Source organism: Albidovulum salinarum, assembly GCF_025673475.1.
GTDB classification, from domain to species: Bacteria; Pseudomonadota; Alphaproteobacteria; order Rhodobacterales; family Rhodobacteraceae; genus Albidovulum; species Albidovulum salinarum.
This window is the reverse complement of sequence record NZ_JAOVQO010000005.1, coordinates 15,933-35,003: the sequence shown is the minus strand read 5'-3', so window position 1 is coordinate 35,003 and position 19,071 is coordinate 15,933. Positions and strand designations below refer to the sequence as shown.

The 19,071-nt window shown below is 67.3% G+C and carries 20 protein-coding genes and 1 tRNA gene; 13 read left to right on the top strand and 8 right to left on the bottom strand.

Annotated features, from left to right (window positions below; translation table 11 throughout):
- The first annotated feature begins 52 nt into the window (after nt 1-52).
- From parE to OEZ60_RS06265, 5 genes are all read left to right on the top strand, one after another.
- Entirely contained in the window at nt 53-2,008 is a 1,956-nt protein-coding gene (gene parE / locus OEZ60_RS06285) for a DNA topoisomerase IV subunit B (protein WP_263334288.1), read from the top strand.
- Nucleotides 2,001-2,456, top strand: a complete 456-nt coding sequence (locus tag OEZ60_RS06280) for a GIY-YIG nuclease family protein (protein WP_263334286.1) — start codon at nt 2,001-2,003, stop codon at nt 2,454-2,456. Before parE ends, OEZ60_RS06280 begins: the two co-directional genes overlap by 8 nt.
- Before the next feature lie 275 nt (nt 2,457-2,731).
- Nucleotides 2,732-3,235 carry a hypothetical protein gene (locus OEZ60_RS06275; RefSeq protein ID WP_263334284.1) on the top strand — a complete coding sequence of 168 codons (504 nt, stop codon included), beginning with the start codon at nt 2,732-2,734 and terminating at the stop codon, nt 3,233-3,235.
- A 137-nt stretch (nt 3,236-3,372) separates the two neighbouring features.
- Complete coding sequence (locus OEZ60_RS06270; protein WP_263334283.1) at nt 3,373-3,759, top strand: DUF302 domain-containing protein; 387 nt, start codon at nt 3,373-3,375, stop codon at nt 3,757-3,759.
- Nucleotides 3,760-3,771: 12 nt separating this feature from the next.
- Nucleotides 3,772-4,164, top strand: coding sequence for a GFA family protein (locus OEZ60_RS06265; RefSeq protein ID WP_263334281.1), 393 nt, complete (start codon nt 3,772-3,774; stop codon nt 4,162-4,164).
- 60 nt (nt 4,165-4,224) lie between these two features.
- Here the strand turns inward: OEZ60_RS06265 and OEZ60_RS06260 are convergent, their stop codons facing one another.
- The 3 genes from OEZ60_RS06260 to OEZ60_RS06250 form a co-directional block, all read right to left on the bottom strand.
- Nucleotides 4,225-4,557 carry a nuclear transport factor 2 family protein gene (locus tag OEZ60_RS06260; protein WP_263334279.1) on the bottom strand — a complete coding sequence of 111 codons (333 nt, stop codon included), beginning with the start codon at nt 4,555-4,557 and terminating at the stop codon, nt 4,225-4,227.
- A gap of 158 nt (nt 4,558-4,715) precedes the next feature.
- Nucleotides 4,716-5,120 carry a cupin domain-containing protein gene (locus OEZ60_RS06255; protein ID WP_263334278.1) on the bottom strand — a complete coding sequence of 135 codons (405 nt, stop codon included), beginning with the start codon at nt 5,118-5,120 and terminating at the stop codon, nt 4,716-4,718.
- 210 nt (nt 5,121-5,330) lie between these two features.
- Nucleotides 5,331-5,414: transfer RNA gene (locus tag OEZ60_RS06250), tRNA-Tyr, on the bottom strand.
- A gap of 134 nt (nt 5,415-5,548) precedes the next feature.
- On the opposite strand from OEZ60_RS06250, the gene rlmB reads away from it, so the two are divergent.
- The gene (gene rlmB, locus OEZ60_RS06245; protein ID WP_263334276.1) at nt 5,549-6,331 is read left to right on the top strand and encodes a 23S rRNA (guanosine(2251)-2'-O)-methyltransferase RlmB; all 783 of its coding nucleotides are present in this window, start codon (nt 5,549-5,551) and stop codon (nt 6,329-6,331) included.
- A 126-nt stretch (nt 6,332-6,457) separates the two neighbouring features.
- Nucleotides 6,458-6,919: a YHS domain-containing (seleno)protein gene (locus tag OEZ60_RS06240; RefSeq protein WP_263334274.1), complete on the top strand. Its 462-nt coding sequence runs from the start codon at nt 6,458-6,460 to the stop codon at nt 6,917-6,919.
- A gap of 602 nt (nt 6,920-7,521) precedes the next feature.
- Here OEZ60_RS06240 and bhcR read toward each other — a convergent pair.
- The gene (gene bhcR, locus OEZ60_RS06235; protein WP_317852821.1) at nt 7,522-8,331 is read right to left on the bottom strand and encodes an HTH-type transcriptional regulator BhcR; all 810 of its coding nucleotides are present in this window, start codon (nt 8,329-8,331) and stop codon (nt 7,522-7,524) included.
- A 178-nt stretch (nt 8,332-8,509) separates the two neighbouring features.
- Here bhcR and bhcA point away from each other — a divergent pair, with 178 nt between their 5' ends.
- From bhcA to OEZ60_RS06210, 5 genes are all read left to right on the top strand, one after another.
- Nucleotides 8,510-9,697, top strand: coding sequence for an L-aspartate--glyoxylate aminotransferase BhcA (bhcA, locus tag OEZ60_RS06230; RefSeq protein ID WP_263334270.1), 1,188 nt, complete (start codon nt 8,510-8,512; stop codon nt 9,695-9,697).
- Nucleotides 9,694-10,662, top strand: coding sequence for a beta-hydroxyaspartate dehydratase BhcB (gene bhcB / locus OEZ60_RS06225; RefSeq protein ID WP_263334268.1), 969 nt, complete (start codon nt 9,694-9,696; stop codon nt 10,660-10,662). Before bhcA ends, bhcB begins: the two co-directional genes overlap by 4 nt.
- A gap of 10 nt (nt 10,663-10,672) precedes the next feature.
- On the top strand, nt 10,673-11,836 hold the full coding sequence (gene bhcC, locus OEZ60_RS06220) for a 3-hydroxy-D-aspartate aldolase BhcC (RefSeq protein WP_263334267.1): 1,164 nt from the start codon (nt 10,673-10,675) through the stop codon (nt 11,834-11,836).
- Between the two features lie 83 nt (nt 11,837-11,919).
- On the top strand, nt 11,920-12,879 hold the full coding sequence (gene bhcD, locus OEZ60_RS06215; RefSeq protein ID WP_263334265.1) for an iminosuccinate reductase BhcD: 960 nt from the start codon (nt 11,920-11,922) through the stop codon (nt 12,877-12,879).
- Between the two features lie 57 nt (nt 12,880-12,936).
- Nucleotides 12,937-13,929 carry a type I glyceraldehyde-3-phosphate dehydrogenase gene (locus tag OEZ60_RS06210; RefSeq protein ID WP_263334263.1) on the top strand — a complete coding sequence of 331 codons (993 nt, stop codon included), beginning with the start codon at nt 12,937-12,939 and terminating at the stop codon, nt 13,927-13,929.
- Between the two features lie 78 nt (nt 13,930-14,007).
- On the opposite strand, the gene OEZ60_RS06205 is transcribed toward OEZ60_RS06210, so the two are convergent.
- From OEZ60_RS06205 to puuE, 4 genes are all read right to left on the bottom strand, one after another.
- Entirely contained in the window at nt 14,008-15,354 is a 1,347-nt protein-coding gene (locus OEZ60_RS06205) for a uracil-xanthine permease family protein (protein ID WP_263334261.1), read from the bottom strand.
- Between the two features lie 49 nt (nt 15,355-15,403).
- Nucleotides 15,404-15,898 carry an ureidoglycolate lyase gene (locus OEZ60_RS06200; protein ID WP_263334259.1) on the bottom strand — a complete coding sequence of 165 codons (495 nt, stop codon included), beginning with the start codon at nt 15,896-15,898 and terminating at the stop codon, nt 15,404-15,406.
- Between the two features lie 85 nt (nt 15,899-15,983).
- The gene (locus tag OEZ60_RS06195) at nt 15,984-16,820 is read right to left on the bottom strand and encodes a bifunctional allantoicase/(S)-ureidoglycine aminohydrolase (RefSeq protein WP_263334258.1); all 837 of its coding nucleotides are present in this window, start codon (nt 16,818-16,820) and stop codon (nt 15,984-15,986) included.
- Nucleotides 16,817-18,232 (bottom strand): allantoinase PuuE, encoded by a 1,416-nt coding sequence (puuE, locus tag OEZ60_RS06190; RefSeq protein ID WP_263334256.1) that lies wholly within the window; start codon nt 18,230-18,232, stop codon nt 16,817-16,819. The genes OEZ60_RS06195 and puuE overlap by 4 nt, the downstream gene beginning before the upstream one ends.
- A 154-nt stretch (nt 18,233-18,386) precedes the next feature.
- Between puuE and uraH the strand changes: the two genes are divergently transcribed.
- Entirely contained in the window at nt 18,387-18,746 is a 360-nt protein-coding gene (gene uraH, locus OEZ60_RS06185; RefSeq protein WP_263334254.1) for a hydroxyisourate hydrolase, read from the top strand.
- Nucleotides 18,747-19,071: the final 325 nt, after the last annotated feature.

The window sequence follows — 19,071 nt, the reverse complement described above, 5'->3', positions numbered from 1 at the left end:
CGCCCCCACATGGTCTAATCGCCCCCCAATCAAGACCGACAGAGCAGTCCTCATGGCCGACGACCTCCTCGCCGCACGGGCGGACGACTACAACGCCGATTCCATCGAAGTCCTCGAAGGGCTCGAACCGGTGCGCAAGCGTCCCGGCATGTATATCGGCGGCACCGACGAACGTGCGCTCCATCACCTCGTCGCCGAGGTGCTCGACAACTCGATGGACGAGGCGGTGGCCGGCCACGCCAACCGGATCGAGGTCGAGCTTCACGCCGACCACGCCATCACCATCCGCGACAACGGCCGCGGCATCCCGATCGACCCGCATCCGAAATTCCCCGGCAAGTCGGCCCTGGAGGTCATCCTCTGCACGCTCCACGCCGGCGGCAAGTTCTCCGGCAAGGCCTACCAGACCTCCGGCGGCCTCCACGGCGTCGGCGCCTCGGTCGTGAACGCGCTCTCCGACTCGATGGTGGTCGAGGTCGCCCGCAACAAGGAGCTCTTCGAACAGCGCTTCTCGCGCGGCGTGCCCCTCGGCCCGGTGCAAAAGATCGGCGCCGCCCCCAACCGCCGCGGCACCACCGTCACCTTCCACGCCGATGAGGAAATCTTCGGCCACCACCGCTTCAAGCCCGCGCGTCTCTTCAAGATGGTGCGCTCCAAGGCCTATCTCTTCTCCGGCGTCGAGATCCGCTGGAAGACCGCCATCGACGACGGCGAGACGCCGGCCGAGGCGACCTTCCACTTCCCCGGCGGCCTCGCCGACTATCTCCACGAGCAGATGAACGGCTCCACGACCTATGCCGACCGCCCCTTCGCCGGCAAGGTCGGCTTCCAGGAGAAATACGGCGAGCCCGGCTCGGTCGAATGGGCGATCAACTGGACGCCATCCCGCGACGGCTTCATCCAGTCCTACTGCAACACCGTGCCGACACCCGAGGGCGGCACGCATGAGGCCGGTTTCTGGGCCGCGATCCTGAAGGGCATCCGCGCCTATGGCGAGCTCGTCAACAACAAGAAGGCCGCGCAGATCACCCGCGACGACCTCCTCACGGGGGGCTGCGCTCTGGTGAGCTGCTTCATCCGCGACCCCGCCTTCGTCGGCCAGACCAAGGACCGGCTCTCGACCGAGGCCGCCGCCAAGATGACCGAGGGCGCCGTCCGCGACCATTTCGACAACTGGCTCGCCGCCGACACCAAGTCGGCCGGCGCGATCCTCGACTTCCTCGTGCTGCGCGCCGAGGAGCGCCTCCGCCGCCGGCAGGAGAAGGAGACCGCGCGCAAGTCCGCGACCAAGAAGCTGCGCCTGCCCGGCAAGCTCGTCGACTGCTCCGCCACCAACCGCGAGGGCACCGAGCTCTTCATCGTCGAGGGCGACTCGGCCGGCGGCTCCGCCAAGATGGCGCGCGACCGCAAGACGCAAGCCCTGCTGCCCTTGCGCGGCAAGATCCTCAACGTCCTCGGGGCGGCGTCGTCGAAGCTCGGCACCAACCAGGAGATCTCCGACCTGACGCAGGCCCTCGGCTGCGGCCTCGGCACCAAGTTCAACGTCGACGACCTGCGCTACGACAAGGTCATCATCATGACCGACGCCGACGTCGACGGCGCCCATATCGCCTCGCTCTTGATGACCTTCTTCTTCACCCAGATGCGGCCGATGATCGACAAGGGCCACCTCTACCTCGCCTGCCCGCCGCTCTACCGGCTGACGCAGGGGGCGCGGCGCATCTACGTCGCCGACGATGCCGAGAAGGAACGGATGCTCGCCAAGGGCCTCGGCGGCAAGGGCAAGATCGACGTCCAGCGCTTCAAGGGCCTCGGCGAGATGGACGCCAAGGACCTCAAGGACACCACCATGAACCCCGCGACCCGGAAACTGATCCGGGTCTCGATCCACGACGAGGTGCCGGGCGAGACCGGCGACCTCGTCGAGCGGCTGATGGGCAAGAAGCCGGAGCTTCGGTTCCAGTACATCAGCGAGAACGCGCGGTTCGTGGAGGAGTTGGATGTCTAGTTGGATTGAGATGGCGCGGCGCGCCGAGCACAAAGCCGAATTGTTTGCCGAGTTGCCCAAGCACCCATTCGAAGACGCGCTGAGGATGAAAGGCCAGGCAGGGATATATGCACTCTTCGAAGGCGGCTTACCCGTCTATGTCGGGAGAACGCGCAATCTCGCAGGCCGCTTTCGTGCACACGTGACCGACAGTCACAATTCCGCTTCGTTCGCGTTGAAGCGAACCCGTGAGATTCATGGATTGAGTGCAACGTATAAAGCGGAGGGGAGCCGACAGCACCTTGTTTCCAGTTCGCCCACCCGAGAAACCTTCCTTCGAGAGATCGAGAAAATTCGGATGATGGAGTTCCAGTTTTCAGAGATCACCGACCCGATCGATCAATATCTTTTGGAATTGGCTTTGACGCTGCACTACGAACTCCCGCTTGATGGTTTTGACAGTCACTAGAGTGGCATCGATTATCGTAAACAGCAGGAACTTGCCCGATTTGTCCCGCGACAAATCGGGCCGCGCCTGCCTGCCCCCGGCAGGCGCGTGACCGCGCCCGCCCAGGCAGCCGCGCCCCGATTTCCGACCGGCAGTCCCGGCCGAGACCCCCTTGGCCTCCGCCTCGCGGCTCCGGCCAATCGGACCGGGGAAAGGTCCACCGGACATTTCCCTTCCGGTCCTCCGGCGCTATAGCTGAGGCCACTGTTTTCAATCGAGTTTTTGGGGAGGCGCGGATGTCGGCTTGTGTCGCGGGTGCATCGAAGAGCGTCTCGCCCGAACCGCGCCCCGGATTCAGCCGGAGCCTCCGCCTGCGGGCGGTTCTCTTCGTCGGCCTGTCACTTCTGATCGGTTCCGCCGAACAGGTCGCCGCGCAGGCTGACGACCCGTATTCGCAATGCGCTCGCCTTCTCGAGACCGAACCGCTCAACCAGTTCGGCGCGCAGTCAGAATCCCGAGACTTCTCGATCCTGTCGAAGAATGGCGCGGCCAACGCACTGATCGGCGTTCAATGCTCCCGCGACCAGATTTACAACTATTTCGTGGACAACGGTTGGATCTTCAAAGGTGAGGGCAACGGTCTCGTGACGACAGACGTCGGAACCTACGATCACGGAATCTCGTTTTGCTATCCGAGAAAATTTCCCGCGCGCTTGCTGTCCGGACGGTGCTCCGTTTTCGCGGCTGTCGTGAGCCTCAACGAGCATGTCGTGAACTTCTACATGCACGGATCAAAATAGCCGCACGCGCAAGACGTGCGCCGACGCAGGGATCCGGCCCATGGGTGCACCCCCGCTGCCCCGTGCCCTTTCGCCTCACCCCCTCGACGCCCGCCCTTGCCGTCCCTACCTCGGGAGGAACCGGAAAGGAGGCCTCCATGTCCTACACCATCGACCGTCTGATCCCCGGCGTCAGCATCGACGAGGCTGACGAACGCACACGCTCCGCCCTCGCCGGCAAGGGCTTCGGTGTCCTGACCGAGATCGACGTCGCCGCCACGATGAAGAAGAAACTCGACCGCGACATGGCCCCCTACCGCATCCTCGGCGCCTGCAATCCCGGCATGGCCTGGGAGGCGGTCGGGATGGAGCCGCGGGTCGGCGCGATGCTGCCCTGCAACGTCATCCTGCGCGCCGTCGAGGGCGGCGTCGAGGTCAGCGCCATCGACCCCGTCGCCTCGATGCAGGCCATCGACAACGCCAAGCTGACCGCCGTCGCCAGCGAGGTCCGCGACATGCTGAAATCCGTCGTCGCGGCGATCTGAGGGAGGCCCCGCATGGACCCGATCACCGGCGGATGCCTCTGCGGCGCGGTGCGCCTCACCGCGACCGGCGTCCCGTACCGGGTCGGCCTCTGCCACTGTCTCGACTGCCGCAAGCATCACGGCGCGCTCTTTCACGCCTCCGCGATCTTCCCTGCGGACGCGGTGACCATCGAGGGCGAGACGCGCGACTACAAGGGCCGGCACTTCTGCCCCCTGTGCGGCTCCTCCGTCTTCGGGCGGAGCGGCGACGAGGTCGAGGTCAACCTCGGCGCCCTTGACGCACCCGACCGGTTCCGGCCGAGCTACGAGCTCTGGACCATCCGCCGCGAGGCCTGGCTGCCGCCCTTCCCGCTCGCGCGCCACTACGACCGCGACCGCGAGAGCGCGGGCCGCTCCGAGCCGTGAGGGTACGTCGTGATCCGGTCCGCCGACCGCCGCGCGATGCCCGGCTTTCGCCAGTCCGGGTTATTTCTTCAAGAGCGTCGCCCCGGTCTCGGTCCTGAGGATCTTGCCGTCCTTGAGCGTGTGGACGCCCATCACCGCCTCGCTGGTGCCGTCGGGGAAATCCATCACCGAATGCTCCACGAGGATGTCGTCGTTCTCGTAGATCAGCCGCGGGTCGCGGATCGCCATCTTGTCGCTGGCCATCAAGCGCCGGATGAGTTCGGCCATCGCGGCCTTGTCCATCGTCTCGCCGCTCTGGTGGCGGACGAAGGTGAAGTCGTCGTGCAGATGGTTGATGTAGGTCTCCGCGTCGCGGGCCTCCATCGCCTTGTCGAGCGTCTGGTAGAGTGCCATCGCGTCCTCCTGTCCTGAGCCGATGCCACAGGATGCCCCTCGGCGGGCCTCGGGGCAAGGCCGACGCGGGTCCGCGGTGTCGGTACGGATGCCCGACGCCTGCCATACGGAATGCAGACGCGTGGCAGCCAGGGTCCCGCGCCGGCGCCGCGGTCAGCTCATTCGACCTTGGTCATCAACGGCACGCCCTCCTGGCTCACCTGGATGAGCAGGATCGTCACCGGATCGGACGCGCTTTCGTTGCGGGCAACCATCGCGGTGTCCATAGGTTCGGCCGTAAAGTCACCGGCCGAGAGCGTCGCCGGATCCTGGCCATCCACCTCGACGGTGATCTGGCCATCCAGCACATAGACGAAGACCGGCCCGCCATGCGTATGGCGCTCGCCTGTCCAGCCCCCGGCAAAGGTCACGCGCTGGATCGCGATCGCCTGCCCCTCGGCACCCGGCAGCGGGGTGTTGGTGAGTTCCACCCGCTCGCCCGGGGTATAGGCCTCGCCGGTTTCCTGGGCGAGGGCCACGGTTCCGATCATGATCGTCGCGCCTGCAAGCAGCATCAGTTTCATCGACTGTCCTCCCTGAAAGAGTTCGCGCTGAGGATACGTAGCGCCGACAGTCCACGTGCAAAGCCGCGCGTCCGTTGCCGACCCTATTAACGCAGCCGGGCAGACCTTATCACAAACGGGCGGATTCTCCGAGGATGGCAGGAAACATGCCTCGACACCGGGCCGCGTTTTCGTGCCTTGAGCGCCAAACCACTGATCTTCTTGGGGAGATGGTGGGCGACCCTGGAATCGAACCAGGCATGGGTCTCCCCGGCGGAGTTACAGTCCGCTGCCGCACCTTGCAGCACGTCGCCCGACGCTGGGGGCTGGATACTCAAGCGGTCCGGGGGCGTCAAGCGGGAAAATCTCGGCGATGAGGCAGTCGGCGGGGTTGTTTCCCAAGGCCGGCCGGCGCATTCTCCGCCCCTGCCGCGATGGGGGTCTGACGCATGAAGAAACCGGCCTGGGTGATTGAAAAGGAACGCGCCCGTCGCGCGGCCGCGTCCGAGACCGTGTGGCTCTTCGGGCTCCACGCGGTGCGCGACGCGCTGGCCAATCCGGCACGGGAAAAGCTCCGGCTGGTGCTCACCAAGAACGCCGCCGACCGGCTCGGCGAGGCGGTCGCGGCGGGTGGCCTCGCGCCCGAGATCGTCGATCCACGCAAGTTCGACAGCCATGTGCCGCTCGCGCCCGAGAGCGTCCATCAGGGCGCGGCGCTCGAGGTGAAGCCGCTCAACTGGGGCCGGCTCGAGGAGATCGCCGCCGGTGGCGAGGGGCGCGCGCTCGTCGTGCTGCTCGACCGGGTCACCGATCCGCACAACGTCGGCGCGATCCTGCGCTCGGCCGAGGTTTTCGCCGCGCGCGCGGTGATCGCGCCGGCGCGCCATGCAGCTCCCGAGACCGGCGCGCTGGCCAAGACCGCGAGCGGCGCGCTGGAACGCCAGCCGTATCTCCGCGTCGGCAACCTCGCCGAGGCGATGGAGCGGCTGAAGGACATGGGATACGTGCTGATCGGCCTTGACGGCGAGGCCGAGGAGACGCTCGGCGCGGCGGTCGCCGCCGCGGCCGGCCGGCCGGTCGGCCTCGTGCTCGGGGCCGAGGGGCCGGGGCTTCGCGATAAGACCCGCGAGACCTGCGACCGGCTGGCGAAGATCCCCTATCCGGGCGCGTTCGGTTCGCTCAACGTCTCGAACGCGGCAGCGGTGGCGTTGTACGCGGCGGCGGTCGGCTGACACGGGATGACGGCCGATCACGCTCCAGCCGCCTCCGATCACGCTTGCGGGAGGCGGCTTTTCCGGCAGCGTCGAAACGGTCATGGTGTGGACCACGATCGGGCATCCGTCCGAAGGGGATTCGACATGCTTGTGACACGCCGCGCCCTGGTGGCCGCCACCCTGGCCCTGCCCTTTGCCGGGACCGCCTTGAGCCCGGTTTTCGCTCGCGAATCCACGATCTTCGCGCCCGGCGGGGTGGCGATCTCGGGCTATGATCCGGTGGCCTATTTCACCGAAGGCCGCCCGGTGCCCGGGCATGCCGGCCATGCACTCATGTGGCGCGGCGCGACCTGGTATTTCGCCACGGCCACGACGAGGGAAGCCTTCGAAATGAACCCCATCGCGTACACTCCCCAATACGGAGGCCATTGTGCTGGCGCGATGGCGAAGGGCATCGTAGCTGCGTCCGTGCCCGAAGCCTTCGCGGTGTATGACGGACGGCTCTATCTGTACGCTTCGACCGAGGTGCGGACGACTTGGAGCGCCGACATCGCGGCAAATGTCGCAAGCGCCGACGCCACGTGGTCCGCCGCGATCAACCCCTAACATTCTGCCGACGACCTCGGATCCCGGTACGGTTCAGGGAGATTTCGCCTGCACGGCTCCAGAAAGCCGGATGATGCGCTGTGTGGAGGCGCTACGGGAGGCGCGGGCACAGATCATCTGGCTGCCCGGGTGCGGCGCCGCGCTCGTGGCGCATGTACCGATGCGGAACAGCGCCGGGCTGACAGTCCCGGGCGGCCTGCCTCGGCACAACAGCCATGGTGTCGGACTTGATGCATCGCCGATCCTCCGGATCGACCCCGGCGGCTGGCGCCCCATGCCCGAACAGGACGTGAGAGCGCCGGTTGGACTGATCTTCGGCGACTCCGCGCATGCATGCCGGCTGAAAGGCGCGATCGTCAATCGTGGATGGCCGCCCGCCGGAACAGCACGGAAAATCCCCTCCCCATAAACACCGCAAGCGGATCGACGAGGTCTCATGGGGAGCCGAGACCGTCCAGGGCAAGACACATACCGACCAATGCGGCATCAACCGCCGGCCGTCCCTTGTCATCCTGACGATGCGGCGAAAACTCTGCCCGGTGGCCAGGGCACGAGGCGAACGCCCCGTGCCGCGACCGCGCCGCGCGGATCGCGGCGCCGTGTCACGGCAATCGCCCGCCGGTCGCGAGCGTCACCTCGTCGGCAGCCCGGCGCACCTCGGCGCCAATTCCCGCCGCGCGATCGGCGGTCAGGCGGAAGGTCGGTCCGGAGACGGAAAGCCCCGCCACCGGCTCGCCGTGGGCGTTGAAGATCGGCGCGGCGACGCAGCGCATGCCGTCGGTCCGTTCCTCGTCGTCGATGGCGAAGCCACGCGACCGAATGCGGGCGAGGTCGGCGATGAGCGCCGGTTCCTCGGCGAGCGATTGCGCGGTGAAGCGCGCGAGCCCCCTCGCGGCGATCGCGCGGACGCGCGCTTCGGGGTACCAGGCCAGGAGCGCCTTGCCGATGCCCGAGGTATGCATCGGGCTGAGCGTGCCCGGCGCGAAGAAGGCGCGGATCGTCTCGTGGGTCTCGACCTGAGCGAGGAACAGCACCTGGTCGCGCATCTCGACGCCGAGATTGGCGGTCTCGCCGGTCTCGCGCATCAGCCGGTCCATCGGCTGGCGTGCCCGCTCGACGACCTTGGTCCGGCGCAGGAACTGCGAGCCGACGCGGTAGGCGCCGCCGCCGACATGCCAGAGCTGGCCGGGCTCCTCCATCTCGACGAAGCCGTGGGTCTGCAGCGTGGTCAGCACCCGGTAGACGGTGGGCGCGGACTGCTCGGTCCTTGCGGCCAGCTCGGAGAGCGTGAGCCCGCCCGACTCGCTCACCACCTTGAGGATCATCAGCGCCCGGTCGAGCGACTGGATCGTGTTCTCGGCGGTCTTGTCGTGGAAGCTTTTCGGGCGTCCGCGGGGGCGGGACTCGGCCATCTGTGACATCCTTCCGGCAAGTACGTGAAATCTCATTTCAGTATATGAAAAACGAAATATTTAGCGATTTCAATGATAAAAGTGTATTTTTCGTATTATGAAAATTAATTTCGAAAAAATTGCGCAAGTGACGGCGCGGCCGTAATCTCTCACACAACCCGAACAAAGCGAGGCACCGATGTCTTTCCAGAACCCGGTCTTCATCCCCGGCCCGACCAACATCCCGGAAGCGATCCGCAAGGCCGTCGACATGCCGACGATCGACCACAGATCGCCCCTCTTCGGCGAGATCCTGCACCCCGCGCGCGCCAACGTGCGGGAGGTCCTGCGCTCGCAGGCGGCGGAGATCTTCTTCTTCCCTTCGACCGGCACCGGCGGCTGGGAAACCGCGCTCACCAACACGCTGTCGCCCGGCGACAAGGTTCTGGCGGCGCGGAACGGCATGTTCTCCCATCGCTGGATCGACATGTGCCGCCGCCACGGGCTCGAGGTCGAGGTGGTCGAGACCGCCTGGGGCGAGGGCGTCCCCGCCGACCGCTTCGAGGCGATCCTGACGGCCGACAAGGGTCACGCGATCAAGGCCGTCCTCGCGACCCATAACGAGACCGCGACCGGCGTCCGCTCCGATATCGCGGCGGTGCGCCGCGCGATGGATGCGGCGAAGCATCCCGCGCTTCTCTTCGTCGATGGCGTGTCCTCGATCGGCTCGATGGACTTCCGCATGGACGACTGGGGCGTCGATATCGCCGTGACCGGCAGCCAGAAGGGCTTCATGCTGCCCGCCGGCCTCGCGATCCTCGGCTTCTCGGGGAAGGCGAAGAAGGCAGGCGAGGCGGCGACCCTGCCCCGGACCTTCTTTGACATCCGCGACATGGAGAAGAGCTATGCCGCGAACGGCTATCCCTACACGCCGGCCGTCGGCCTCCTGAACGGGCTGAAGCTCGCGACCGACATGCTTCTGGCCGAGGGGCTCGACAATGTCTTCGCCCGCCATCACCGCATCGCGGAAGGTGTGCGCCGCGCGGTCGGCGCCTGGGGGCTCACGCTTTGCGCCGCCGCGCCGGAGCTTTACTCCGACACGGTCAGCGCGATCCGCACGCCCGAAGGGTTCAACGCGACCGATATCGTCAGCCGCGCCGCAAAGGAGTATGGTGTGGCCTTCGGCACCGGCCTCGGCGAGGTCGCGGGCAAGGTGTTCCGCATCGGCCATCTGGGCAGCCTGACCGATGTCATGGCGCTCTCCGGCATCGCCGCAGCCGAGATGGTCATGGTCGATCTCGGACTGCCAATCACGCTCGGCTCGGGCGTCGCGGCGGCGCAGGACTTTTACCGCCACGGGGCGCCCGCGAAGAAGGCGGCCGCATGAAGGACACGGACATGTATATCCCGACCTATCAGGACATGCTTGATGCCCATGAGCGCATCAGGCCGCATATCCGCCGCACGCCGGTGCGGACCTCGGATTACCTCAACGAACTGACCGGCGCCGAGCTTTTCTTCAAGTGCGAGAACTTTCAGGAGCCGGGCGCCTTCAAGGTGCGCGGCGCCACCAACGCGGTGTTCGGACTGAGCGAAGATCAGGCGGCGAAGGGCGTGGCGACGCATTCCTCGGGCAACCATGCCTCGTGCCTTTCCTATGCGGCGATGCTCAGGGGCATTCCCTGCAACGTGGTCATGCCGCACACCGCGCCGCAGGCCAAAAAGGACACCGTGCGCCGCTACGGCGGAAAGATCACCGAATGCGAGCCCTCGACCTCGTCGCGCGAGGCTACCTTCGCCAAGGTGCAGGAAGAAACCGGCGGCGATTTCGTCCATCCCTACAACGATCCCAGGGTCATCGCCGGTCAGGGGACCTGTTCCAAGGAGTTGATCGAGCAGACCGACGGGCTTGACATGGTGGTCGCGCCGATCGGCGGCGGCGGCATGATCTCCGGCACCTGCCTGACGCTTGCAACGCTGGCTCCGGAGACGAAGGTCATCGCCGCCGAACCGGAACAGGCAGACGACGCCTACCGGAGTTTCAAGGCCGGCCACATCATCGCCGACGATGCGCCGAAGACCGTCGCCGACGGGCTCCTCGTGCCGCTGAAGGACCTGACGTGGCACTTCGTGAAGAACCACGTCAGCGACATCCTCACCGCGTCCGACCCCGAGATCGTCGACGCGATGAAGCTCACCTGGAAGCACCTGCGCGTGGTGATGGAGCCGTCCTCGGCGGTCCCGCTCGCCACGATCCTGAAAAACCCGAATGTATTCAAAGGCAAGCGCGTCGGCGTGATCATCACCGGCGGCAATGTCGATCTGGACAGACTGCCCTGGATGAAGGGCTGAGGAGGTTAAGATGAACGCACCCGTGAATATCGACCGGCTCGAGGTCGGCTACGACATCCCGGCCAAGCCCGGCATGGACGAGAAGGACATCCAGACCCCCTGCCTGGTGCTCGACCTCGACGCGCTGGAGCGCAACATCAAGAAAATGGGCGACTATGCCAAGGCGCACGGGATGCGCCACCGGGTCCACGGCAAGATGCACAAGTCGGTCGACGTGGCGAAGCTGCAGGAGAAGCTCGGCGGCGCGGTCGGCGTGTGCTGCCAGAAGGTCAGCGAGGCGGAAGTGTTCGTCCGCGGCGGCATCAAGGATGTGCTCGTCTCCAACCAGGTGCGCGATCCGGCGAAGATCGACCGGCTGGCGCAGCTGCCGAAACTCGGCTCCCGCATCATCGTCTGCGTCGACGATCTCGCCAACGTGGCGGAGCTGTCGCAGGCCGCGGTGAAGCATGGCACCGAGCTTGAGGTCTTCGTCGAGATCGACTGCGGCGCCGGGCGCTGCGGGGTGACGACGACCGAGGATGTCGTCGCCATCGCCAAGGCCGTGGACGCGGCGCCGAACCTCAAGTTCACCGGCATCCAGGCCTATCAGGGCGCGATGCAACACATGGACAAGTACGAGGACCGAAAGGCCAAGCTCGACGTGGCCATCGCGATGGTCAAGGACGCGGTCGAGGGGCTGAAGGCCGCGGGGCTGGCGCCCGAACTGGTCTCGGGCGGCGGCACGGGGTCCTACTATTTCGAAAGCAATTCAGGGGTTTACAACGAACTCCAGTGCGGCTCCTACGCCTTCATGGATGCCGATTACGGCCGCATCCTCGACGAAGACGGCAAGCGGATCGACCAGGGTGAGTGGGAGAACGCCTTCTTCATCCTGACCCAGGTGATGAGCCACACCAAGCCCGACAAGGCGATCTGCGACGCCGGCCTGAAGGCGCAGTCGGTCGACAGCGGCCTGCCGGTCATCTTTGGCCGCGACGACGTCAAGTACATCAAATGCTCGGACGAGCACGGCGTCATCGAGGACCCGGCGGGCGTTCTGAAGGTGGGCGACAAGCTCCGGCTGGTGCCGGGCCACTGCGACCCGACCGCGAATGTCCATGACTGGTACGTCGGCGTCAGGGGCGGCAAGGTCGAGAGCGTCTGGCCGGTGTCGGCCCGCGGCAAGGCCTACTGACACCGGCGTCCGGAACGCGTGCAGCGAACGTGCTGCACGCGTACACATATCGTACCGACATCCGCATACCCGAGGTTCCGTCCATGCTCATTGTCCCCGAATCCGAAATCGCCGCGCTGGTCTCGCCCGAGGCCGCCTTCACCGCCGTCGAGGAGGTCTTCGCCGCGATGGCGCGCGGCGAGGCCTACAACTTCCCGGTCATCCGCGAGGCGCTCGGCGAGGGGCGGCAATACGGGTTCAAGTCCGGTCTCGACCGCAAGGGCGCGGTGATGGGGGTGAAGTCGGGCGGCTATTTCCCCGGCAATGCCGGGCGCGGCATCCCGAACCACCAGTCGACGGTGTTCCTCTTCGACCCCGAGAGCGGGCGGCCGACGGCGGTGGTGGGGGGCAATCTCCTGACCGCGCTCCGCACGGCGGCCGCGGCGGCGATCTCGGTCGACCGGCTGGCGCGGAAGGATGCGAAGGTCCTGGGCATGGTCGGGGCCGGGCATCAGGCGCAGTTCCAGCTGCGCGCCGCGGCGCGGGTTCGGGACTTCGAGCGGGTCATCGCTTGGAACTACCATCCGGAGATGCTGCCGAAGCTCGGCGAGGTCGCGGCCGAACTTGGCTTGCCCTTCGAGGCGGTGCCTCTGGATCGGATGACCGAGGCCGACGCGATCGTCACCGTCACCTCCTCGCCCGCCGCCTCGCTGATGGAGGCGCATGTGAGCCCGGGCACGCATGTCGCGTGCATGGGCACCGACACCAAGGGCAAGCAGGAGGTCGAGCCCGCGCTTCTCGCCCGTGCAAGGGTCTTCACCGACGAGGTGGCGCAATCGGTCACCATCGGCGAGGCGCAGCACGCGATTGCCGAGGGGCTGATCGCAGAGGCCGACATCACGCCGATCGGCACGGTCATCGCCGGGATGGCGGCGGGGCGGCAGTCCGAAGATGAGATCACGCTCTTCGACGGCACCGGCGTCGGGCTCCAGGACCTTGCGGTGGCGGGCGCGGCGGTGCGGCTCGCGGCCGAGAAGGGCGTGGCTGTGTCGGTTACAATATAGGGCTTCCCCGTCCCGCCCGGTCTGCTTTACTCGGGCGGAGCGGAAGGGGAGGCAGATATGACGGTGCGCGTCGCCATCAACGGGTTCGGCCGGATCGGGCGGTCGGTGCTGCGCGCGGCGCTTTCGGGCGCGGGCGGCAAGGGCATCGAGATCGTCGCGGTCAACGACATCGCGACGCCCGAGATGGCGGCCTATCTCTTCGAATACGATTCCACCTTCGGCCCCTGGAAGGGCGAGGTGCAGCTGGAGGACGGCGCGCTCGTCATCGACGGAAGGCGGATCCGCCTGACCGGGACGCGGGATCTCTCGACGCTCGACCTGTCCGGCATCGACGTGGTGATGGAATGCACCGGGCTCGGCGGCGAGCGTTCCTTCGCGGAGGCCGGACTCCGCGCCGGCGCGGGTCGGGTGCTGGTCTCGGGCCCCTCGAAGACCGCCGATTTCACGCTGGTGCTCGGCGCCAACGAGGAGCGGCTGGAACCCGAGCACCGGATCGTCTCGAACGCCTCCTGCACCACGAACGCGCTGGCGCCGCTGGTGCGGCTGATCGAGCGGGAATGGGGAGTGGAGACCGGCTGGATGACGACGATCCACTGCTATACCGGCAGCCAGCCCACGGTCGACGCGCCGGGCAAGGAATATGCGCGGAGCCGGGCGGCGGCGCTGTCGATGGTGCCGACGACGACCTCGGCGCAGAGGCTCCTTGACATCGTCCTGCCCGAGATCGCCGGGCGGATCGAGGGCGCGGCGGTGCGGGTGCCGGTGGCCTCGGTGTCCGCCGTCGATCTTTCCGTGATGGCACGGGCGAAGCCGGGGCGCGAGGCGGTCAACGCGGCGCTCAAGGCCGCGGGCGGGGTGATCGGCTGGACCGAGAGACCGCTCGTCTCCTCGGACCTGCGCGCACGGCCCGAGAGCATCGTGATGGCGCTGCCCGAGACCCATGTGACCGCGGGCGGGCTGATCCGGGTCTTCGGCTGGTACGACAACGAATGGGGCTTTTCCAACCGCATGCTCGACGCGGCGCGGCTGATGGCGTCACGCCCCGCGTGACGCCATCTCAGGCTGTGGCCGGTGCGCAAGCACAGGCCACAGCGTATGACTTGCGTCCGGAAGGGACGCTCCGCCGGATCAGTCGTCGATCGTGTCCGGCAAGACGAGGTTCAGCACCACCGCGATGATCGCGGTCGGCAGCAGGCCCGAGGTCATGAGGATCTGCGCGGTCTTCGGCAGGTGCTGCAGCGCCCCGGGCTCCAGTTGCAGCCCGAACCCGACCGACAGCGCGATGGCGAAGATCACCATGTTGCGGCGGTTCCAGGTCACGTCCGAAAGCATGTTGACGCCGGCCGCGGCGACCATGCCGAACATCACGATCACGCCGCCGCCGAGGACATTGATCGGCACGGTCTGTATCACCGCGCCGATCTTCGGAATGAGCCCACAGACGATCAGGAACAGGGCACCGATGGTGACGACGTGGCGGCTCATTACGCCGGTCATGGCAATGAGCCCGACGTTCTGGCTGAAGGAGGTGTTGGGAAGGCCGCCGAAGATGCCGGCCACGGCGGTGCCGAGCCCGTCGGCAAAGGTCGCGCCGGCGATCTCCGTGTCGGTCGCCTCGCGCCCCGCGCCGCCCTTGGTGATGCCTGAGGTGTCGCCCACCGTCTCGATCGCCGAGACGACCGCCATCAGGCACATGCCGATGACGATCGCTCCATTGAGCTCGAAGCCCCATGCGAAGGGCAGCGGCGGAGCGAAAAGGGCGGCCCCCGCGACCCGGCCGAAATCCACCTGCCCCAACGCCAGCGCCACGATGTAGCCCACGATGATGCCGATCAGGACCGCCGCCACCGCGAGGAAGCCACGGGTGAAGAATTTCAACGCCAGCGTCACCGTGATGACCACGAGGGCCGGAAACCACATCGCGAGCGAGCCGTATTCCGGCTTGCCGACGAGCGGCACGCCGCCCGCCGCGTACTGGATGCCGACCTTGACGAGCGCGAGCCCGATCATCAGGACGATGAGCCCGGTCACCAGCGGCGGCAGCGCGTAGCGGATACGGCCGATGACGAAGCCGAGGCAGAAATGGAAGCAGCCGCCGATGACGACGCCCGTCATCAATCCGGCAAGCCCCGCGGTGCCGAGCCCGGCGACCGCCGGGATCATGATCGGCACGAAGGCGAAGCTCGTCCCCTGCACGATCGGCAGCCGCGCGCCGACCGGGCCCATGCCGATCGTCTGGAAGAGCGTGGCGATCCCGGCGAAGAGCATCGACATCTGGATCATGTAGAGCATCGGCGCGAGATCGTCGGAGCCGAAGCCGACGCCGGCAGCGCCCGCGACGATGATCGCGGGCGTCACGTTCGAGACGAACATCGCCAGCACATGCTGGATGCCGAGCGGCACGGCCTTGGCCAGGGGCGGCGTGTAGTCGGGGTCGCGGAGTTGGTCCGGCGTCCCGATGGAAACATCGGTCATGGGTCTCTCCCTCTCCGTCGCGCGTCTTGGGGCCGTTGTCCGGCCTTCATCAGCCGTTGGACGCCACGAGCCAGGGCGTCGGGAACCAGTGTTCCTCAAGATTGGGCGTGTCGCCGATGCGGTCGATCACGGCGAAGAGGCCGGGGGCGTGAAGGGGTGTTAGGACGCCGTGCCAGATGTTCCTGAGAAGGTTGATCCCCTGCCCCGGCGCGGTGAGGAAGGCGCGCGGGCGTCCGGGGGTGCCCCCCTCGTCGGGGGCGACGATCACGAGGAACGGGTCGAGGGACATCGGGAGGAAGGCCTGGCTGCCCTCGGGGTGGCGTTCGACCATGTCGAGCGCATAGGGCAGCGCGCGGGACTCGGCCTTGAAGATCGAGATCCCGGCGCGGCCGCCGGGGCCGAAGTCGAGCCGGGCGCGGTCGTGGTAGCGGCCGCAGAGGCCCTGGTTGATGAGCCGGTCGGGCGCGCCGGCGGCGTCGAGCACGTCGCCGAAGGGGGCGAAGCTTTCCCCGCTGAGGGGTTCGGTTCGGATCGGTGCCGTCATCGTCGTCCCTTGCGTCGCGGCCGGGGGTTTCACACCCCCGGACCCCCGTGGGGTATTTTGGCAATGAAGAAGCGGCGAGCCGGGTTCATCGCCCGAAGGCGCCGGGGCCCCTGAGTTTCGCGTGGCGGTTGACGTCCTTGTAGAGAAGGTAGCGGAACGGGCCGGGGCCGGCGGCGTAGCAGGCTTGCGGGCAGTAGGCGCGGAGCCACATGAAGTCGCCCGCCTCGACCTCGACCCAGTCCTGGTTGAGCTTGTAGACCGCCTTGCCCTCGAGGACGTAAAGCCCGTGTTCCATCACATGGGTTTCCTCGAAGGGAATGACCCCGCCGGGCTGGAAGGTGACGATGTTGACATGCATGTCGTGGGCGAGGTCTTCGGGGTCGGCGAAGCGGGTCGTCGCCCAGCGGCCGCCGGTGTCGGGCATCGCGACGGGCGTGATCTCGCGGTCGGAGGTGACGAAGGCCTTCGGCGCGGCGAGGCCGGCGGCATATTCGTAGAGCTTGCGGATCCAGTGGAAATGCGCGGTGTGACCGGTGCCGTTGCGGATCTTCCAGTCGGTGCCGGGCGGGATATAGGCATAGCCGCCGGGGCCGAGGTCGTGCTCCTCGCCATCGAGCGAGAGCCAGATCTCGCCCTTGGTGACGAAGATCACGCCCTCGGCGACCGGGTCGGGTTCGGGCAGGTCGGAGCCGCCGCCGGGGCCCACTTCCATCACGTACTGGCTGAAGGTCTCGGCGAAGCCGGACATCGGCCGGGCGATCATCCAGAGTCGAGTGTCGGTCCAGCCGGGCAGCGCGCTCGTCACGATGTCGGAGAAGCAGCCCTTCGGGATCACGCAATAGGCCTCGGTGAAGACGGCGCGGCCGGTCATCAGGCTCGTCTGCGGCGGCAGGCCGCCCGGGGGGGCATGGTAGGGGGTCATCGGGGCAGCATGTCCTTGAGGCGGAACTCGGCGATGCGTTCGACCTGCTGGCAGGCCTCGGCGAATTCGGCATCGCTGTCGTTGTCGAGGCGGCGCTGGAAGGCGGCGAGGATCGACGCCTTGTCGTGGTCGCGCACGGCGATGATGAAGGGGAAGCCGTGGCGGTTCATGTAGGCCGCGTTGAGTTCGGTGAAGGTCGTGCGTTCGGTATCGGTGAGCGCGTCGAGCCCGGCGCCGGCCTGTTCGGCGGTCGACTCGGCTGTCAGCCGTTTGGCGGCGGCGAGCTTGCCGGCGAGGTCGGGATGGGCGGTCAGCACGCCGAGCCGCTCGGCGCGGGAGGCGGAGCGGAAGATCCTCGCAAGGGCGTTGTGGAGACCCGCCGCGGTGTCGTGGGCGGGGCCGAGTTCGAGGGCCCAGGCACGTTCGGCGATCCACGGAGAATGCTCGAAGACCCCGCCGAAACGGGCGGTGAAGGCGGCTTTGTCCATCCGGCTCGGCCGGTCGAAGCGCTTGGGCGGGTGGGTTTCGGCCCAGTGGCGCGCGATGTCGCGGCGGCGCGGGAACCAGACGCCGTCGTGGCCCTTCGCGTAGTCGAGGAAGCGTTTCAGCCCGGCGATCTTGCCGGGCCGGCCGATCAGGCGGCAATGGAGTCCGACGGACATCATCTTCGCCGCACCCGCCGCGCCTTCGGCGTAGAGCGTGTCGAAGGCGTCCTTGAGATAGGTGAAGAACTGCTCGCCCTCGATATATCCCGGCGCGGTGGCGAAGCGCATGTCGTTGGCCTCGAGCGTGTAGGGGATGACGAGCTGGTCGCGCTCGCCCACCTCGATCCAGTAGGGAAGGTCGTCGTCATAGGTGTCGGAGATCCAGTCAAAGCCCTGCTCGGCCGTCAGCCGTACCGTGTTGACCGAGCAGCGCCCGGTGTACCAGCCGGTCGGGCGGCTCCCCGTGACCTCGGTATGGAGCCGGATCGCCTCGGTGATCTGGGCGCGTTCCTCTGCCTCGGGCATGTCGCGGTGCTCGACCCATTTCAGCCCGTGACTGGCGATCTCCCAGCCGGCAGATGCCATCGCGGCGACCTGTTCGGGGTTACGCGCCAGCGCGGTGGCGACGCCGTAGATGGTGACCGGAATGTCGAGCGAGGTGAAAAGCCGGTGGAGCCGCCAGAAGCCGGCGCGGGCGCCGTAGTCGTAGATCGATTCCATGTTCCAGTGGCGCTGGCCGGGCCAGGGCTGGGCGCCGGGAATGTCGGAGAGGAAGGCCTCGGAGGCGGCGTCGCCATGCAGGATCGAGTTCTCGCCGCCCTCCTCGTAGTTCAGGACGAGGCTCACCGCGATCCTGGCGCCGCCGGGCCAGGTCGCATCGGGCGGGGTGGGTCCGTAGCCGGACATGTCGCGGGGGTAACGGTTCATACTTGGCCCTTTGCCTCTGCTCCGGTTCCAGTCTTAGCCGCTGCCGCGCCGCAATATTATCAATAAAAAACTGAAAGACTTGATGGGCGCAGGGGTGGTCGCCTTTCCCCCCGCCCGGGGCCATGATGCGGGAGACGGCAGAAGGAGGACGACGATGGCCGAGGGCTACCTGACGACGCATGTGCTCGATACCGCGCGGGGGGTGCCGGCGGCGGGGCTGGAGATCGAGCTTTTCACGGTCGCGGGCGAAGAGCGGCGGTCGCTCGCGCGGATGGTGACGAATGCGGACGGGCGCACCGACAGCCCGATCCTGCCCAAGGGCGCCTTCGCAGTCGGGGTCTATGAGCTTGTCTTCCGCGCCGGGGCCTATCTCGACGCGGCGGGGGCCGCGCCGGAAGCGCCGCGCTTTCTCGACGAGATCCCGATCCGGTTCGGGATCTCGGATCCGGAGGCGCATTACCATGTGCCGCTCCTGCTCTCGCCTTTCGGCTACGGGACCTATCGCGGCAGCTGAGGCGGGCAGTCGGGCGCTGCGGTTGCCCCCGGCGGCCGGGGGCATCGGCACTTGCCGGATCGGCTCGACGGTTGGCGCCGGGGAAGGGGCGACGTCCGCCTGCCGCTGCCCGGCCGCCTCGCGCCGGCACGCGCGCCCCGCCGATTCGCCGGTCGGGCCTGCGTCCCGGCGCAGCCGCGCTTGCGGCCGGCCGTTAGTGATCACAACTGCGCGACACGGTCTTTCATTATTGCGTCTCTACACTACATAGTTGTTTTGAAGCGTGGCACCGGAACAGCTGCGCTTCTTATCACTGTCCCTCGTTCCGCGACTGGCGCCCGTCCTC

What these genes read in the sequence shown, in the direction of transcription:
- bhcR (WP_317852821.1), bottom strand. Translation starts at nt 8,331, where the DNA reads ATGGCCGAGTCCCGCCCCCGCGGACGCCCGAAAAGCTTCCACGACAAG.
- OEZ60_RS06200 (WP_263334259.1), bottom strand. Translation starts at nt 15,898, where the DNA reads ATGACGGCACCGATCCGAACCGAACCCCTCAGCGGGGAAAGCTTCGCC.
- OEZ60_RS06280 (WP_263334286.1), top strand. Translation starts at nt 2,001, where the DNA reads ATGTCTAGTTGGATTGAGATGGCGCGGCGCGCCGAGCACAAAGCCGAA.
- OEZ60_RS06265 (WP_263334281.1), top strand. Translation starts at nt 3,772, where the DNA reads ATGGACCCGATCACCGGCGGATGCCTCTGCGGCGCGGTGCGCCTCACC.
- rlmB (WP_263334276.1), top strand. Translation starts at nt 5,549, where the DNA reads ATGAAGAAACCGGCCTGGGTGATTGAAAAGGAACGCGCCCGTCGCGCG.
- OEZ60_RS06210 (WP_263334263.1), top strand. Translation starts at nt 12,937, where the DNA reads ATGACGGTGCGCGTCGCCATCAACGGGTTCGGCCGGATCGGGCGGTCG.
- OEZ60_RS06270 (WP_263334283.1), top strand. Translation starts at nt 3,373, where the DNA reads ATGTCCTACACCATCGACCGTCTGATCCCCGGCGTCAGCATCGACGAG.
- OEZ60_RS06260 (WP_263334279.1), bottom strand. Translation starts at nt 4,557, where the DNA reads ATGGCACTCTACCAGACGCTCGACAAGGCGATGGAGGCCCGCGACGCG.
- uraH (WP_263334254.1), top strand. Translation starts at nt 18,387, where the DNA reads ATGGCCGAGGGCTACCTGACGACGCATGTGCTCGATACCGCGCGGGGG.
- OEZ60_RS06205 (WP_263334261.1), bottom strand. Translation starts at nt 15,354, where the DNA reads ATGACCGATGTTTCCATCGGGACGCCGGACCAACTCCGCGACCCCGAC.
- puuE (WP_263334256.1), bottom strand. Translation starts at nt 18,232, where the DNA reads ATGAACCGTTACCCCCGCGACATGTCCGGCTACGGACCCACCCCGCCC.
- parE (WP_263334288.1), top strand. Translation starts at nt 53, where the DNA reads ATGGCCGACGACCTCCTCGCCGCACGGGCGGACGACTACAACGCCGAT.
- OEZ60_RS06240 (WP_263334274.1), top strand. Translation starts at nt 6,458, where the DNA reads ATGCTTGTGACACGCCGCGCCCTGGTGGCCGCCACCCTGGCCCTGCCC.
- bhcD (WP_263334265.1), top strand. Translation starts at nt 11,920, where the DNA reads ATGCTCATTGTCCCCGAATCCGAAATCGCCGCGCTGGTCTCGCCCGAG.
- OEZ60_RS06275 (WP_263334284.1), top strand. Translation starts at nt 2,732, where the DNA reads ATGTCGGCTTGTGTCGCGGGTGCATCGAAGAGCGTCTCGCCCGAACCG.
- bhcB (WP_263334268.1), top strand. Translation starts at nt 9,694, where the DNA reads ATGAAGGACACGGACATGTATATCCCGACCTATCAGGACATGCTTGAT.
- OEZ60_RS06195 (WP_263334258.1), bottom strand. Translation starts at nt 16,820, where the DNA reads ATGACCCCCTACCATGCCCCCCCGGGCGGCCTGCCGCCGCAGACGAGC.
- bhcC (WP_263334267.1), top strand. Translation starts at nt 10,673, where the DNA reads ATGAACGCACCCGTGAATATCGACCGGCTCGAGGTCGGCTACGACATC.
- OEZ60_RS06255 (WP_263334278.1), bottom strand. Translation starts at nt 5,120, where the DNA reads ATGAAACTGATGCTGCTTGCAGGCGCGACGATCATGATCGGAACCGTG.
- bhcA (WP_263334270.1), top strand. Translation starts at nt 8,510, where the DNA reads ATGTCTTTCCAGAACCCGGTCTTCATCCCCGGCCCGACCAACATCCCG.